The 16852-nt window shown below is 33.0% G+C and carries 18 protein-coding genes; 5 read left to right on the forward strand and 13 right to left on the reverse strand.

Annotated features, from left to right (window positions below; genetic code table 11):
• Positions 1-3: 3 nt before the first annotated feature.
• The 5 genes from FKR84_RS03515 to FKR84_RS03535 form a co-directional block, all read right to left on the reverse strand.
• The gene (locus FKR84_RS03515) at positions 4-537 is read right to left on the reverse strand and encodes a T9SS type A sorting domain-containing protein (protein WP_141420809.1); all 534 of its coding nucleotides are present in this window, start codon (positions 535-537) and stop codon (positions 4-6) included.
• Positions 538-861: 324 nt separating this feature from the next.
• The gene (locus tag FKR84_RS03520) at positions 862-1353 is read right to left on the reverse strand and encodes a hypothetical protein (RefSeq protein ID WP_141420810.1); all 492 of its coding nucleotides are present in this window, start codon (positions 1351-1353) and stop codon (positions 862-864) included.
• Positions 1354-1420: 67 nt separating this feature from the next.
• The gene (locus FKR84_RS03525) at positions 1421-1978 is read right to left on the reverse strand and encodes a hypothetical protein (protein WP_141420811.1); all 558 of its coding nucleotides are present in this window, start codon (positions 1976-1978) and stop codon (positions 1421-1423) included.
• 70 nt (positions 1979-2048) lie between these two features.
• The gene (locus FKR84_RS03530) at positions 2049-3032 is read right to left on the reverse strand and encodes a lipocalin-like domain-containing protein (protein WP_141420812.1); all 984 of its coding nucleotides are present in this window, start codon (positions 3030-3032) and stop codon (positions 2049-2051) included.
• Between the two features lie 77 nt (positions 3033-3109).
• Positions 3110-4444 (reverse strand): right-handed parallel beta-helix repeat-containing protein, encoded by a 1335-nt coding sequence (locus FKR84_RS03535; RefSeq protein ID WP_141420813.1) that lies wholly within the window; start codon positions 4442-4444, stop codon positions 3110-3112.
• 1251 nt (positions 4445-5695) lie between these two features.
• Here FKR84_RS03535 and FKR84_RS13315 point away from each other — a divergent pair.
• Positions 5696-6529: a sensor histidine kinase gene (locus FKR84_RS13315; protein WP_233357652.1), complete on the forward strand. Its 834-nt coding sequence runs from the start codon at positions 5696-5698 to the stop codon at positions 6527-6529.
• Positions 6530-7609: 1080 nt separating this feature from the next.
• Here FKR84_RS13315 and FKR84_RS03545 read toward each other — a convergent pair.
• Positions 7610-7810, reverse strand: a complete 201-nt coding sequence (locus FKR84_RS03545) for a hypothetical protein (protein ID WP_141420815.1) — start codon at positions 7808-7810, stop codon at positions 7610-7612.
• A gap of 216 nt (positions 7811-8026) precedes the next feature.
• Between FKR84_RS03545 and FKR84_RS03550 the strand changes: the two genes are divergently transcribed.
• Genes FKR84_RS03550 through FKR84_RS03565 form a run of 4 tightly spaced genes read left to right on the forward strand, consistent with a single transcriptional unit; the run spans position 8027 to position 9670 of the window.
• Entirely contained in the window at positions 8027-8782 is a 756-nt protein-coding gene (locus FKR84_RS03550) for a hypothetical protein (RefSeq protein WP_141420816.1), read from the forward strand.
• A 2-nt stretch (positions 8783-8784) separates the two neighbouring features.
• Positions 8785-9237 carry a DUF5675 family protein gene (locus FKR84_RS03555; RefSeq protein ID WP_233357653.1) on the forward strand — a complete coding sequence of 151 codons (453 nt, stop codon included), beginning with the start codon at positions 8785-8787 and terminating at the stop codon, positions 9235-9237.
• Positions 9227-9469 (forward strand): hypothetical protein, encoded by a 243-nt coding sequence (locus tag FKR84_RS03560; protein ID WP_141420817.1) that lies wholly within the window; start codon positions 9227-9229, stop codon positions 9467-9469. The genes FKR84_RS03555 and FKR84_RS03560 overlap by 11 nt, the downstream gene beginning before the upstream one ends.
• A gap of 15 nt (positions 9470-9484) precedes the next feature.
• Positions 9485-9670, forward strand: a complete 186-nt coding sequence (locus tag FKR84_RS03565; protein ID WP_141420818.1) for a hypothetical protein — start codon at positions 9485-9487, stop codon at positions 9668-9670.
• A 1855-nt stretch (positions 9671-11525) separates the two neighbouring features.
• Here the strand turns inward: FKR84_RS03565 and FKR84_RS03570 are convergent.
• From FKR84_RS03570 to FKR84_RS03600, 7 genes are all read right to left on the reverse strand, one after another.
• Positions 11526-12128, reverse strand: coding sequence for a nucleotidyl transferase AbiEii/AbiGii toxin family protein (locus FKR84_RS03570; RefSeq protein WP_233357654.1), 603 nt, complete (start codon positions 12126-12128; stop codon positions 11526-11528).
• A 64-nt stretch (positions 12129-12192) separates the two neighbouring features.
• Complete coding sequence (locus tag FKR84_RS03575; RefSeq protein ID WP_141420820.1) at positions 12193-12702, reverse strand: helix-turn-helix transcriptional regulator; 510 nt, start codon at positions 12700-12702, stop codon at positions 12193-12195.
• A 498-nt stretch (positions 12703-13200) separates the two neighbouring features.
• Positions 13201-13641, reverse strand: a complete 441-nt coding sequence (locus FKR84_RS03580; protein WP_141420821.1) for a hypothetical protein — start codon at positions 13639-13641, stop codon at positions 13201-13203.
• Positions 13641-14159, reverse strand: a complete 519-nt coding sequence (locus FKR84_RS03585) for a helix-turn-helix transcriptional regulator (protein ID WP_141420822.1) — start codon at positions 14157-14159, stop codon at positions 13641-13643. Before FKR84_RS03585 ends, FKR84_RS03580 begins: the two co-directional genes overlap by 1 nt.
• 29 nt (positions 14160-14188) lie before the next feature.
• The gene (locus tag FKR84_RS03590) at positions 14189-14737 is read right to left on the reverse strand and encodes a hypothetical protein (protein WP_141420823.1); all 549 of its coding nucleotides are present in this window, start codon (positions 14735-14737) and stop codon (positions 14189-14191) included.
• A gap of 493 nt (positions 14738-15230) precedes the next feature.
• Positions 15231-15776: a hypothetical protein gene (locus tag FKR84_RS03595; RefSeq protein ID WP_141420824.1), complete on the reverse strand. Its 546-nt coding sequence runs from the start codon at positions 15774-15776 to the stop codon at positions 15231-15233.
• Between the two features lie 341 nt (positions 15777-16117).
• Positions 16118-16729 (reverse strand): hypothetical protein, encoded by a 612-nt coding sequence (locus FKR84_RS03600; protein WP_141420825.1) that lies wholly within the window; start codon positions 16727-16729, stop codon positions 16118-16120.
• Between the last annotated feature and the right edge of the window lie 123 nt (positions 16730-16852).

Raw genomic sequence — 16852 nt, forward strand, 5'->3', positions numbered from 1 at the left:
GATTTATCTCCCGCTAGTTTTTACGACCTTATAGGTTTGTCTGTAATTTTTTTGGCCCTTGTTAAATTTTACATTTAACATATAGGTGGCTTCTGACAAAGTAGATAGGTCTAGTTCTTGTTTTTCTAAACCTGTTTGCAAAAAGAATTTTTGTTGCATAATGCGTCTTCCTTGCAAATCGAAAAGTTGTACTGAAAGTTCGCCAGAGCCTTCTAAAATAGGTTCTAAATACAATACATTTTTTACAGGATTAGGATAAATTGTAAGATTTTGACTGGAAAAGATTTCTTCAGATACATCTAAATAATCGCTTCCTATTTGAAGCAAACCTTGGGTTACGGTAATGTTTCCGTTACTATGGGTATCAACTACCATCATTTCGCCAATAGAATATTGATGAATTGCACCGGCAAGATTTTCACTTCCGCCGGAAGCATTTATCGTAGTTTGAGCTCTTATACTGCTAGAGAATAAAACTGCTAGAATACATACAAATAAGATTGTAATTTTGGTAGTTTTAAGTTTATAACTCTTCATAATTTTTGATTAAATGCAATTTGTCTTTATTAAACAAACAGGGAATTCCATATTTAATTCAACGGAATTAAAAAGCTCGTTTAAAGCTGCTTGGCTTATTTGGCGTGAAATTAAGTGTTATTTTATATAAGTAAAGGTTTGACTATACATGTGGTATGATATAATTTGTAATTGGTATGATTTTATGTATGCTTAGTAATTTGCTCTTTTTAAATAGAATACTGATAAAATTCTAAACTGATAATTTTGCTTTTGTTAAGGATAATTTTACTTCCTTTTCAATTTACTTATTCGGTAACAGTTTCACTTACATATGGGGTAAAGTCAATCTAATTTCATAAAAACAAAAATCAAGGATTCAAAACCAGGTTTTGTTCTATCGCGACGGCTTCTATTACCATAAGGAATTTCTTCTAACTTTAAGGTAGTTTCATTAATTTGCATAATCCTAAATTTTGTGATGGGCGGAAAAGGACGATTTCTTAAAGAGCCACTTTGAGCTAAATTTATATTTAAAATCTTAGCCTCTACTTCATAATGCCCAATTAAATATTCGTGAATCATACAACTTTGGTCATACCACCGTAATTTTATTTTATTATCTGAAGAAAAATGCAAACGGTCTCCCGCTCTACTACATTTATTTTGGTAATCTACCAACTGACTGTTTGATTGCTTATTTAAAAATCCTGTTTTTTCAAAAGTCCAACTACCCCAAATGCTTCCCGGCAATGGCTGTTGTAAGCTAATACAAGCAGACAGCAATGTGCAAACTATAGCTAATACCAATACGTTTTTTATTGTTGAATTTTTCATTAAAAAAATGTTCAGAAAGAACTGCTAAAACACTAATAAGCTACTTTTTCTAGGTATTGTTTTTTAATTATAATCGCTCAATTATCAGTTTAGCAATTTTTATAGATTTGCTTTTGTTTGCGGCTGCATCTGCAGAAGTTTTTGTGTGTACGTGTATTAAATTAGTTTTATACAAAAAAGTAATCTGACTCATTTTTTTACTCCAAGTTGCCATTTCACCTACGCCATCTATCACTTCGCCGTCTTTGTAAACAGAGATAGACCGTTCATATAATTTTTTATTAGTATTTGCAGCCAGAACAATACTTAATTCTGCGGGGTAATCTGCCATTCTACCCTTATAAACTTCATAAGGAAACGTGATAGATTCCCACTTATAAAAACAACTTGGGTATGTAGTATTTTTTTCAACCTTGCTTGTTTGAGCATCTGCAGGAATATCTAATGCGTTTTTTATTTCTGTGTTGGTCAAAAACTGGCAAGGTGATATATCTATACTGGTATGCTCATTCCTTTCACTCTTTTTGTTTTCTTTCTTGTCTTGGCACGAAACAATTCCTATGCTCAGGAATAAAATAAACATAGAAGAACTTAATAGTTTTAGTATTTTGAAGATTGTTTTCATTTAATAAAGTTTTTGTTAGCAATTGTTCGAAGTTTATCTTCTAATTAATTTTATTTCTATTTAAGAGAATTTATTGTTTTGCAAGAACAAGTGCTCTACCATCTTTCTCTACTTTAAGTATTGTTTTAGAAAGCGAAAGAATTTTCCAAATTTCAGTTTTACCATTTTGGGTTACTTCAATTTCTTTGTCACCATTAATTTTATACGTTCCATTTATTGTAGAACCGGCTACACAATTGCCATTACTAAAATCTTTAGCATAGGGTTTGGTTTCTATCTTTAAATCTTCCGTAAACCTAAAAAAAGTTTTTTTAGTACACTTTGATAAAGATGGACGCCCTTCTATACTTTTATAAAACCACATACCTACAAGTGCTTTTGCAATAGGTAGATTTTCGCTTAAAGCGGAAACAGTATTAGCGTGCGTCATACTTTCAGTAGAGTTAAGCCGCACTCCGGAAACCACAAAAGGTTCTTCGGGAAAGCCGTAAATCATAATCTTTTTGGGACTTATGCTTTCAATAGCAAGAGCTCCTTTTCTTTTGGTCTCTCGATAAAAAGATATAAAGTAAGTAGCATCTAACTTCTCTAAGCGCATTGCTTTGCTTGTTTTATCTTCTGCTTGGTCAAAAATTATAGGAATTGCGCGTTCTCGATAGTTTATCTCAAATTTCATTTGCGTTATTTCGTCTTTTGTTAAACTTGTTTTTGTGGGTTTAAGCCGAACAAAATCAATCGTTTTTTTTGCCTTATTTGGTTTTAAACGCAAACGCTGAGAATTTACAAACTCAAACTCTCCTGCTATGGGAACGGAAGTTTTATCTACTATTAAACGATTATCTTTAACCTGATAGGCTGTTGCCGAACGGCGTTTATCAAATTCATAAAAAAATATACTGTCTTTGGTAAATTCTATTAGTGTAGAATGCCGGGTGTCTATTTTGGCTATGTTCCACTTTCCTTCTAAACTTTGTGCAAAAAACGGTTTGCTAGCAAAAAATAATACTCCAAAACAGAGTAAAATTTGTACTACTTTAAAATTATATATCTTCATCTTTATTTTTAGAGCTGTTTTTTAATTTTTTTTATTGAATATTAGTATTCTATTCTTTTGTTATGAAACAGGAATTATTATAAATTTTCTGGCTCTTTGATTTCTTCGCCTTTCCAATCAGAAAACAATTTTGGTGTATTTTCTAATTCTAAATTAGCATATTCTAAATGCGATTTTGCTGCGGACTGAAGGCTTATCCCATACTCAAAACAATTAGTAAAAACCACATCATGAATTTTTAAAAATTTTGAGCGTTCAAGCCTTACAACGCCATTTGGATTACCTGTTGTAGAACCGGCATTTTTAAAGTTTACGTGGGCAATTTCGTTCAGCGGACTGCCGGAGTCTATGGTTAATCCTTCCCAAAATCCTGCTACATCGTGTTCACCGCGAATAACAATAGGATTTTCTTGGGTACCCACCATAACCAAAGAAGCCTTTTTAGAAAGATGCATCCAGCTTTGTGCCGGCATAATTATTTCTGTGCCGGGTTCTACCGTTAAAACTCCTTCATTGTTTTTAAAATTATCTTGCAGAAAATAAGGAACATCTAGTTTTACCCAAGTTGCATCGCCGCGTAAAATACCGCCGTCTAAATAGATATAATCTTTAATATTTCCAGAAAAATTATTACTGCCATCAAACATTCGAAGGCGACTTACATGCGTTTTAAACGGAATGTCGTTCTTGGTAAAGGTGCAGTTTTTTATGCTTATATTATTTACATCTTTTCCTACATCATCATTAACCACCATGCCATAATTTTTATTTTCAGAAAAAGTACAATGCTCTAAGGTAAGATTGCTATTCTCGCGATTAATTTCTAATCCTGCTTTAGCATCATTCCCGGCATATTTTAGTTTTACATAGCGCATAGCGTTATTATGGTGAGAACTTTTACTGTGTATACCTCGCCAATAACCTTTGGTTTCTTCTTTTCCGGTTAAAACTATTGGTTTTTCCGCCGTGCCTTCTAAATTGAAAGAAGATTTCTCTTTAAAATAAATTCCCGCTCCTTGACTGAAAGCTATTACAACGCCGGGTTCAATACGTAACTTATCGTCCACTCTTATAAAACAATCTATGGTAAAATCTACAGGAGCTTCAGGATTATCTTTAAGAATAGTGTTTGGATTTTTTACAAAATAATCGCAATCTAAAGCAATTGGTGCAGTATTCCCTTCCGGGGAATTTGGACTAGTTGCTTCGTTTTCTTCCGCAAAGCGAACTTTGGTATTTTCTTTCTTCTCTGTGTTTGCATCTTTTTTTGAAGCCTGCTGCTTTTCAGTTTCCAAAGATTTTTCTTCTAAGTTATTATCTGGCGTAGTGGTTTCATCTTTACAACTTACCAACGCAAAACTGATTAAAAGGAAAAAGATTAAGAAGTTTGATTTTGAAAAAGATAGTTTCATATTTTTTATTTTAATGAAGCGGTTTTACAAACTGCAATTAGCTATTTAAATCAAATTCTATCTGCTTGCAAAAAAGAGTTTTTAAATAGAAACTGTTTGCAATCTTAGATATTGATTGTCATTTACCTCACAAGAATTTGGCAGGTTTTAAGGCCAACTAATCGTTATACATCAAATATTGGGTTAAAAAACGTGTATTCCTATATAAATTATGTAGTTGGTAGAAAATACCTTATAAATGGTAACTCCTTAGCTATAATTGGTTAAATGAGTACCCTATATGGTTTTATACCGTTTTTGTATAAATAATTACCAATTACAAAGTTTTCTTAACCAGACATACATTTCAAATTCTATACGCCTAAAATTTTGTTAGTTTTATTGTACGTATAGGTTAGGTTACACGCTAAAAATTACCAGTGAAAGAGATTTTACGAGATCAAATTATTTTTAATTAAGCTAGTGAAGAGTATTTTAAAATTTCCTGAAAAGGAAAAAACATAAGCGGTGACCCGGAATTTAATCTGTAGCTAAAAATCTACTATTTTATTTCTTAAATAGTATCGGTTTTAAACCACCCCACTTTAGAACCAAAAATTGTATTTAGACTAAAAATTAATCGGCATGAAGTTTGAACCAATGCTTTTTTTATGGCAGTTTGTGGTAACTGTTTTAGTTTTTCTTTGTATTGGCAGTGCTTTGTTAAACTGGAAACAGAGACAGAAAAGCTTACGTTTATATACACTTTATACAACTGCACTTTTAGCCTATTTTCTTTTGGTTAGTCCGTATAATTTTGCTTGGAAACAGTTTTTTGGCATCAAAATTTTAGAACTCTTAGCAGATTTTTTACAAATAATTTATGCCATTATTTTTTTCTTTTTTTTTCTGCATCTTTTAAACTTTAAAAAAAACCTTCCAAACTTTTATAAATTTATAGTTTCAACAATGGGTTTCCTTTTTTTAACCACTGTTTTAGGATTTATAATACTAATTTTTAGCAACAATAATCTTTTGTTACAATGGTTTCCTATGGTTGTTATGTTGCTTTTGTTTTGTCTTTTCGGCTATACATTCAGTAAAACATTTTCTCATTTAGAAAAAAACTATAATCTATTTTTCTTAACTGCAAGTAGTATTTTTATCGGACTTATTTTACCACTTGGTTTTATTTGCATTTTAGATAAACAACTCGTTACGGAAAACATATTATTGCTTTTTTACCTAACTATTTTTTTACAGCAATTTTTTTTGAGCCTTGCACTACTTTACGGAAATAATTGGTTAAACAAAAAGTTTTTAAACAACCTTGGCTTAACCAATCGTGCTACAACTCCAGCAAGTATTTTTTCTACTGCAACAGCTAACCTTAACAATATTATAGGGCAAAAAGAATCGAAATTATCGATACATTCTAATTTGGGTGCCGAAGTTAATTTTAGAGATCCCATTTACCATTTGCAATTGGTTTCTTTACAGAACCAAATGAATCCGCATTTTATCTTTAATGCTATCAATTCTATCAAGGTGTTTTTAATAGAAAATAAAAAGCAAGAAGCGATTTACTACCTTAATAAATTTTCTAAATTAATTCGGCATATTTTAGGAAGTACACAAATAGAAAGCATTCCTTTGGCCGAAGAAATAAATATTCTAGAACTTTATATTTCTATAGAAAATATACGCTTAGAAGATAAAATAGAGCTTGTAATTAGCAATCCGCAAAAAATCAACCTTACTACTATAATGCTACCTTCAATGCTTTTACAACCCTTTATAGAAAATGCTATTTTACACGGTCTTATACCTAAAAATCAAAAAAGAAAGATTGAACTCCTGTTTTTAAGAAGAAAAAATACCATTAGCCTAAAAATTAGGGACAATGGAATTGGCCGAGAGAAATCTCAAAAACGTCGTGCGGAGAAAACATACCAAAATGAATCTATGGGTTTAAAAATAAACATAAAACGCCTGGCATATTTTAATTGTAAATATGGCGTAAATTACTCCTTTCAACTTCGCGATTTAAAAAACAAAATCGGGGAAGCTTCTGGCACAGAAGTAGAACTTCTTTTTAAAATTTAATTTAAAGTTTCAATACAAAAAATTTAATACTTCAATTTATAAATGTTTATAGCATCTCTATTTGAAACACAAGCACCCAAAGCCATTCTGAAGGAGATAAATATTGTTGTTGCGCATAATACAATTTCCTACCATTACTTTTAATCTAATTGTAGCAACCTCATTTTTATTCTAGAGTTGGCATGCAGCTGCCGTAAGTTTCGGATTAGTATCGTTGGTTTTAGGTTTTTCTATGCAAGTGCCAATCGCAGCTATTATTGTTTGGATGTAGTTGGCGGTTTTCTTTAGAATAAATAAATGTATGTAGATGAGAGCTTAAATTTCCTATCCGGTTGAACCTACAGATATCACTGATAGAAGAAATCGAATATTAAAACGTGCTTTACCGCTTTTAAACAAACTCCAGATATAGTTCAGTTTCCGGAAGGTGTCATTCGTTAAAAAATATCAGGTAATAAAAAGAAAAAAATTATCTGCGATTTAAGGGTTTTTAAGCGGTTAAAAATTAGAGAAATAAAACCAATATAAATGCTAAATAGCAAGGCTAATTAAAAAATTTTGGTCTATTGCTTAAAAGATAATAGTCTCTTGAATTCGGTTTAGAACCTATTAGCTCAGAATGAAATTTGCATCAAGCGTAATGCTTAAGTATGATTCATTTTAAAGCTCAATTGAAAGGCTTATTTTTGCTTAAACGTAACAATTGTTCGTTGATCCGCTATAGCTCTCCTATAACCTTTACATAGGCTTTGCATAACCTTTGCATAGGCTTTTAATACAGATTAAACCCGTTTTTGCCTAAACACAATAATTGTTTTTGTCCCAAAGAATGTAAACTGAATAATTCATAGAATAAAAAAGCCGACAATTTTAAGTCGGCTTTTCTTTGTCGGGGTGGCAGCCCGAAGACTAGCACCTCTAATCCCTGTAATAATCAGTATTTCAGTGTTTTGAAAGTAAAGTGGTAACCTAAAAGGTCACTTTTTATCTATCATTATATATATCTAATTTGATATTTTTGATTAATCCGAATATTAATGAACGTAGATTAAATATAAGTATTTATAATTAATTTGTCAATTAATAATCAATAAAATCTTGGACAATTTCAAGATCAATTCCTAGATAATCTGCTAATTCTTGGGTGGTGATGATTTGGTTTTTAGACTTGCCCTTCATTTCCTTGAGTCTTTTTAAGATGCGTTGGGAATGACGCAAACTGAATCCTGTGATGTTCTGGATGTCTGTTGGGTGAACTTGTATGCGTCGTTTAATTTTCATTTTATGGCTTTTTGGTACTTTTTTGCTTTGTGTGTGCTTTATCTATGCTTCACCTCTACCCTATTCCTACATTATATAGCTAATATAAAGCGTTTTGCACTTAAATTATAAAATCGAGCTTGCCAATTGCGCCTAAGCTGCCAAAAACGTCAAAAGCGAAGTAACCAATTGTTTAAGAGCCTTTTATGTGTTTGATTTGATTAAAAATTAAACATTATGGCTAAGCAGGCAGGTATTATTAAATTAAAGGGTACTATAGGTGGTATTTCATTCTATAAGACCTCAGACGGGCACCTTGCGAGAGAAAAAGGTGGCGTGGATGGTAACCGAATCAAAAATGATCCTGCGTTTCAAAGAACGCGTGAGAATGGTTCTGAATTTGGAAGAGCGGGTAAGGCTGGTAAAGTATTGAGAGATGCAATCCGGTTGCTGCTTCAGAATGTGACAGACAAGCGTTTGTCTAACAACTTGCAGCGAAACTTGATGAAAGTCATCAAGACTGATGCGCTCAATGATCGTGGTGAAAGAACCATCCAGGATGGTGATATGAGCCTTTTACAAAACTTTGATTTCAACACGAAAGCGAAGTTTGGGAGAACGCTTTATGCGGATATCACGCACAACTTAGATCGTGTGACAGGGGAAGGAACTATTGACATTCAGCCATTTGAGCCGATGACAATGGTTGAGGCGCCTGGCGGAACAACGCATTTTAAGGTGGTGACTGGTGTTGCCGAATTAGATTTTGTGAATGAAAATTCAGTCTTTGATTCTGATGAGTCGAGTATTCTTCCGTGGGATAGTTCGACAACCTCAGCGATTAGTATGTCGGCATCGGTGACAGCTGCATCAACTTTACCATTGATTCAGGTTGTAGGAGTTGAGTTCTATCAGGAAGTCAACGGAACAATGTATCCGCTTAAGAACGGTGCATTTAACGCATTAAACATCATCGCAGTTGATAACAGTTAATTTTGATTCGACTTGGTTTATATAGAGGGCATTTTCCACAGGGTACGATTGGTGCCCTCTATTTATTTGATGAGTTCTTAAGTTTTACGATTGAACTCCCTTGGAGAGGAAATCAACGGAATATTTCAGCGATTCCCGATGGTATTTATGCGTTAAAGTTGCGGTATTCAAAAAAATTTGAATGGCATTTATTAGTTGAAGGCGTTTCCAATAGGGATTTGATACTATTTCACCCCGCGAATGATGCACTAAAAGAATTGGAAGGCTGCATCGCTCCGGTTAGTAGTTTGGTTGAAGTTGCCAAAGGCTATTCATCAAGGAAAGCCTTGGAAAAAATTTTAGAGCGACTACGCCCCTACTTTTTAGAAAAGAAAAATGTGATCATCGAATTTAAGAGTTCACATTTCGAAGAAATTATTTTAAAACAGAAAAAAACAGAGAACAATGACAGTTAAAGATCGATACACATCAAAAACACCTAAGTTTTTTAGAAAGCTAAGAAACATTGGCTTAGGCATTACGGCCGTTGCCGGAGCTCTATTAACCGCGCCAGTCTCCTTACCTGCTTTAGTAGTGACAATTGCAGGCTATGGATTAGCTGCAGGTGCAGCGATTTCAGCGGTGAGTCAGGTGGTGACTGGCAAAGAAGTCGAAGATGAGCCAAAACACCAAGAGAACAAGGATTAAAAACGCGAAAGGATTATGACGACACATGAAAAAGTTGGTTTTATTGGCGGATCATTATTAAGTTTAGTAGGTAGTGTAAATCTTGATGATTTGATTACCACCAGCGTTTTGGCCATTACGGGTGCAGGTGTCAGTTTTATAAGTTCGGTGATTTTAAAATTTCTTAGTAGGTGCTTTAAAAAGGATAAGGACAAAATGTGAATTGGCGTTGGCTGTGTTTCGCGTTCCTTATTTTCATAGTTGTAAGGTTCCTAATTAAAGATTGAGCCCTCCCTTTCGGAGGGTTTTTTTTGTACCTAAAATGTAAAAGCAAGTCGGTTTCTTTTAAAGCTCTCAAAAGATTTAAATCAGCATTATAAAATACTTCAAGCCGCATCTAAATTGGCGACCGTCATAAGGTCCAATCCGTAATTCAACAAGAGTTTGTGAGCTTAAACGGAATTGGAATTAGATCCGTAGAAAAAAATCGGTTTAACCGGAATAAAACCTATACTTGAAAAAATTTTCGGCAAATTTTCTTTCCTTAATAAGATTAAAAAAAAAGAGCCCCCTAAAATGGGAGCTCTGAAAGGCAAACTTCTAGCCAAAAAATGCGTATTGAAAGCTCTTTATAGCCTTTATAATTTACATTTATGCCAAAAGGATTGCCTTTGGAACGTGTGCCCACGTGCAACCACCAGTTGCAGATGTGAGCTGTATATAAAATATTAAACATATTGCCGTTTACACAGGAACGGTGCGATTGGTGCAAGGGCTGTGAGTAAAAATACTACCCGCAAGGGTGGAGATTTTTGCTCAACAGGCGAAAGCGTACCCTTGTGGCTCTCGCATCCGCACGCCTGTACCTTTGCCTTATGTTTGAGTTGTTATTGCTTTATAAGTATGTTGGTTGATTCAATTCAGTTTTATTTAAATATTTATGGTTTCACTTTCGTTACTTAAAAAAAGTAATTTTCGGCAGGTAATCTAAAGGCGCGAGCCGACTGCGAGTTGAACAACGGGTGTACTAGCTAGAGGTATGTAATACCGCTAGTGCTATGTTTACACTGGTTTGGCGCTGTAATTGAATCGGTTGGGGAAGGAAAGGGCTGTTTTGCAACGGAATGAAAAGCATCGGAGCTTGCACGTTTTGAAATGAATTTTCATCCTGTTTATTTGCCTTATTAAGCATAGCAGTAATGATATTGAGTGCAGGGCGTAGTGCTTGTAATGAAGTGTAAAATCAGCTCTTTTGCGCGGTTTGCAATAAGGCTTGTTTTTTTATGAGCATCGGGAATAAAACAAATATGCTTTATGCAAATATTGATGTTTCAATTACTGTGACCAACCTATTAGCCCGTTGTGATCGCAGGCTCGCACAACAATAAGCAGCGGTTGCACCCAACTTATATACTTGCGTAGCATAACTTTATGGGTTTGGGTGCAAGAGTAGCTGCGGGTGCTGTAGGAATGTCGTGTGTGAAATAATACAAATGAATAGCTTTTGAAGCCTGAGGATGGAAGGCGTAGAAAGCGTATGAATGGTAGATGCAAGAGATTTATTGGGGATTGGGGATTAGGGACCAGGGGTTAGGGGTTAGGGACTAGGAAATATAAATTTATCTTCTGAACTCTTGCAGCTATGTATTATGGAACAAAACAGAATGACGGAGTCACACCTTATTACCTGCCACGTCACTTTCTACTTTGCAATAAAACCACTTTTAGAAACGGATTTCTGTGATTCTTGATTAATTAATTTTGAATTTTAATGATTGTTAGATACACGACTGTTTATTCTCGATACATTTTTCGCTTCAACTTTGTTTTATCGAAAAACACTCGAATTGACAGTTCCGGATAAGTGGCTTAACTATTTGACTTTGTGGAATTTTATTTATCATCATAAAGCGCAAAGGCAAAAAGTACAGGTTGAAATTTTGTAGCGTCTTGCGGTAGCAAGGTGCGGAAAATATTGCTACTTGTACTGTGGGGAACGGTAGCTGTTGTGGTTGCGTGCGTGAAGTGTAACGCAACAAATGCAAACGCAAGTGCTTGTAATGGGGTAATTATTAAACTATTCTTCGCCCCTATTTAAATTTTGTACTTGTTCTTCAATGTCTATTTTGATAAGTTCCCAAACTTTGTCTTTGTAACAATTTGGTGTTAAATCATCTTCAGCTAAAGAGAAGTCTATACATTGAATTAAAAGCTCTTCTCTGGTTGCACCATAAGGATTTCGTTGTTCATAGAAGTCTAACATCTGCTCTAAAGTAAATATATCTAAAAGCTCGTGGATGTCCCAAAAATCTTTTTTACGACCAACATTAGCAATCACTTCGAATTTCATTGCTGCTATTTCTTCATTAGATGCTAAACGTATATTGCCCTCTTCTACAATTGGAAAAGCAAAAGGTTCTGTATAGTACATGTCTAATTTAAATGCATTATGTTCATCTTTACCAACAAAATAAGACCTGCCAAAAACAACTTCACCTACAGCCGACGTTACTACATAAGGAAATATATCATTTAAAATTTCTTCTAAACTACTAAAATCAATACTACCATATTCTGCATCCGTAAATAAATCAATATCGATAGATTCTCTATGGCCCAGTTGTAGACTTAAGGCTGTACCACCAACTAATCTAAAACTATTAAATTCTTCAATGGTCATTAGGATATTTAAAGATTTCCAAAGTAAATCTGAAACGGTGTTAAGGTACAAAGACATATAAAACTTAGATAAGTTGAAAGTCTTCTACATTTTTTTGAAATGTAGAAAAACGAGATTGTTTAAAAGACTTGGCTATTCTTGAAACTGTTTTTTTTCCGTAGAATTTTATGATTTCGTTAATTTCCTTGTCATTACCACGTTCTAAAACTCTTTTGATAATGGCAGATTTGTTTTTGTTCCAATCTATTTTATCAAATGATGTATCCCAAAATAGTACTTTTCTAATGTTGTTTAGATTTGGTGTTCCTTTACTCTTTTCAGTTAATTTACTTTTTACTTCATATCCTGCTTGCAGCATCATAAAATAATCTTCTTCTATATGAAAGTAATCTGCCAATTTAATCGATAGCTCCGGATTGATGCCTCTCTTTTGATTTATAATAGCACTAATGGTTTGTTTATGCTCCCCTATAGCCATAGCTAATTGAGAGCTTTTTATATTATTTCGCTTTATTTCACGTAGTAATATAAGCCCTGGATGTATGCCTTTTATTTTAGCTATTTTAGGTAACATAAGTTTTATTGTATTATACAAAAGTAGGAATAAACAGAGTAGTAAACAAAATTGTTTACTTCAAATTAAGAGTAATCTTGTATAGTAAAGTTTATTGTTTTTAGAGAGGGTCAGCATCCGTCGTAATGACAGTACTTAAATTTTACTTTGGAGGTCAGCTTAGTCCGGTATATAGAACTTAGGTTGTAGGTGTTGGAGAATTTTGAATGATGAATTTTGAATGATGAATTTTAAATTTTGAATTATTCAACACTTAATAATTATAGACTATTTGATTCAAGACTTTTGACTCGGAATATTAATTCTCGATACATCCCGACTCTCGTCGGGACACGCGAATTGACAGTTCTGGGTAAGTGGTGAATGATAGATTTAAGGAGATTGAAGTTAGGGAATAATGGTTTTAAATTTATCTTTTCTCCCGATTGTTAGTTTGAAGACTTTTTGACGCGAACTTATTATGAAAATAATAGACTACAATTGTGTGGGAACGGGATATCAAGCATTAGATTTTAAATTGAATGCTACTCCAGATTTCACTATTTCGGTAACATTAATTGTAGGCATTAAGAAGTCGTTAAAAGGTGTGTTTTCTGTTTTACTATGCAAAACACCTCTCGCCGTACCTATGGTTAACATAATTAAATGACGAATAAAACCAACAGGAATAGATAATTTAGTTTTATCTTTATTTTTAAAACTTTCCCAAGTATCATCTACAATTTTGAAATGACACGCCATTTCCAATACTAAAAATGCTTTTTCATTTTGATAAAAAGCTGGTGATACTAAAACCGCTACCATTTTATCCTCTTCATTAATGCCATATTTAGCGTTTACGCTAAATTGTACATCCTCACCTTCTTTAAAAGCAGATTCGATTATTGCAAATTGCTCTGTTGTTATTTTCTTTAATGAAAATCCTATTTTTTCAGACATTATGCCACTACTTTTAAATGATTATCGCCACGACGTACATAGCTTGAAGTTTCTATCATTTCGTTATAGTCAAAAGAGAATTTGTTGTCGTTTTGGAGTAATTTTCCGAAATGATAATTGAAACGCATTAGCTCTTTTACCTTAATAGTAACTGTAAACTTATCTTCGCTTGAAAGCATTTCTTCTTTCTTGATTTGCTCTTGAGGCACTTCAATAAGCTTTACTCCCAGTACTTTTCCCACCTTGGTAATGGTATCAATTCCTAAACGTTCTTGACCTTTTAATAGTTTATTTATGTATTGAGGTGTGCAATCTAAAGCCTCTGCCAATTCCTTTTGGTTTTTAGGATATGTATCAGTAGCCTTATTTGCTTTTAAGGCAGACAATAACTTAACTGCAATTTTGAAAGAAATATCAAGCCACTCTTCATTTTCCTTTCGCCATTTGGCTTTTTCTAACCAAGCAGTATCCTTTTTTGAAGTCTTTAATAATTTATTTTTGATGTTGTTGATGCTCATAAGGTTTTGGTGTGTGCTGTTTTGTGTGTTTAAAACGACTCTACAAAATCTAATTGGTCATTCTCTTCGTCGAGTAAAAACTGTTTTGTTATTTCGAGTTTATTCAATTCAAGAATTAAATGGTCTGTTTCGTTCATAGTAGGTGTTAATTTAATTGCACCTCCTGAAACTACAAATAAGTTGACATCAACTCTAATGGCATAGATTCGAAGCCAACTGGGTCTAATGATTCCTTTGGCTTTGTCTTTCTCATAATCTTCAATAACTCCTGTTGAGAGTGGTTCAAAAAGTGTAGATAATGTTTCAAGCCTTTCGGTTTTTCCAAGTTCTGCAATTTCTAATAACTCTTGCTCAAATAATTTAGCGTCTTTACGTGTTTTAATAATAGCTTCATCAATTGTGATGCCATTCCAAAACACATTGTCCAAATCCTCTTGGTGTTGCTCGAAAAACTCCCGTAAGTAGACTGGATCGTTCCATAATTCAAAACATTTTGCAAATTCGTTTATAGCTTCTGTATCATATTGTACCGAATACAAGCTCTCTTCCACTACTGCAAATGTATCAATTATTTCCATTAAATCAACCTACAGGTTTATTTTTTCAATTTATTTAACTATTTAAAAAATTTTTCATTCGAAAGATATTTGACTAAATAACAGTAATTTTATCAAACAAGCAATTGAAATAAGAAATTAGTTGCCAACCATAAACGGGTTGCACTTCTCTAAATTTTGACCACTATCTTCGTAACTTCATATCTATCGTCTATTTTCTTCAAAACAGGTCGTTTTATCTTTTAAAACCTCTATTTGCAAAATTGTAGTTTTACCTTAACCTAAACTTTATCTGCCGTGGTTTTTAGTATGGTTTTAAGATAGTATAGTTTATAGTTCGCGGTTTACCGATTTGGCTTTGTAAATTTGAATGGATATGAATAAAGCAAAGGCAAAAAGTAAGTGCTGCTATGCTGTAATGAAATGGAAGTATATCAGCTTTTACTGCGCGGAAAACAAAATGGGTATGGCTGTAATGCAATGGAAGTTATACTTATTTGCTTGAGGAAATTGACTATTGACTATCAACTTTGATCTCTTTTGGATTGTTTTTAAATCCCTTGTAAAAACCTACAAAGAAGTCAACAATCCATTTAATGATTAAAAATGAAAACCAAAGGATATTAATAAAGATGTACCAGAAAAATTTCATCGTATTCAAGGCCAATATGAAGAATAAGTATATTAATTGTAGGGTTTTAGCATTCTTACCTCTTATCTGAATTCCACCTAATTTAAAGCTGGAATAATTTGGTTTAAAAATGTTATATGTTCCGCGTTTATTTTTAATGGAGGTACTTACACCAGATTTCGAAACATTAAAATTGAATGGTCCTTTACTGAATCTGCCTATAAATTGAAAATTACCATTTTGTAGGCCTATTCTTGCGCCTCTAAAAAGCCTTTTATGAAAGCGTATACCTTGGTTTGTATTTATAGTAGCGCCATATCCCTTTTTAGATATGTTCTTTCTCGCCGCGACACCTCCTGTTCTTGATACTCTTATATTTTCACCCCTGTACTCTACTCTTTTAGTTGGCGCTTTATTTTTATTTGACATAGACTCAATTATAATTACATTGTTTAAAGCTGCTAAATACTAGCGTATAGCCTATTGAATAAACTTACACATTTTTAATTATAAAGTAACCCAAAAGCGCAGAGGCAAAAAGTAAGGGCTGTAATACTGTAATGCAATGAAAGTATTATAGCTTTTACTGCGCGGAAAGCAAAATGGGTATGGCTGTAATGCAATGGAAGTTATACTTATTTGCTTGGAGTCTTAAGGATACTCTAGTTGTTAGTATTTTATCACTAATTGCCGGCTTAAATACTATAATTATATAAAAAAACGTTGTTAAGGTAGAACCTACCAAATTTTTTATTTGTAAATAAAATAGTTTATTTTAATTTTTCTAAAACTTTTCCCCATACGAATAGCATATAACAAAATTTCAAATAATCCATACCTAAGTCTTCCTCTTCTAAGAACTTTTCTTTTTCAAGACAATCCACTTTGATAAATTCATTTATATTTTGTTTAACCATTTTAGGACTTAGAAAATCGTGATGCCTATATTTTGTTGGATCTATGAAAAAATTTGTGGATAACATTTCATAATTACCTTTGGTAAAGCGTTTTGCCAATTCCATTTTTGTAAAGGGTTCTATTCTTAAAAAATTTCCCTCTCCTTGCCAAAATTTAATTATCGAATAAACCTCTCTTATACTAAATTTACGGCGTTTTTCTAAATTATTTTTCTTTAAAAAAGTTCTAAAATATTTATTAAAGGTACTTTTATCATTTAAACCTGTCAAAGCACGTAAATATTCTTTTTTTATGAATCTATTATCATCAGAGTTAACAAATATTTGATTTAATAAATACTCATAGCTATACTCTTTTCTATAATTAATTAATTTATCTCTATCAATACTATTTGATATATATTGTATATAAACAATTGTTTTAACAGAGCTTTTTAATTTTGAACAGACTAAACAACTCTGCACTGAAAGTGCAGAGGTTTATTAATACTGGGGACTGAAAGTCCCCCTTTACTATTCCAATATAAAATTGGAATTATCACTCGAATTTCGACGGTGATGTTCCAAATATTCATTGACCATTTTATC

The sequence above is a fragment of the Haloflavibacter putidus genome (assembly GCF_006546625.1).
GTDB lineage: Bacteria > Bacteroidota > Bacteroidia > Flavobacteriales > Flavobacteriaceae > Mesonia > Mesonia putida.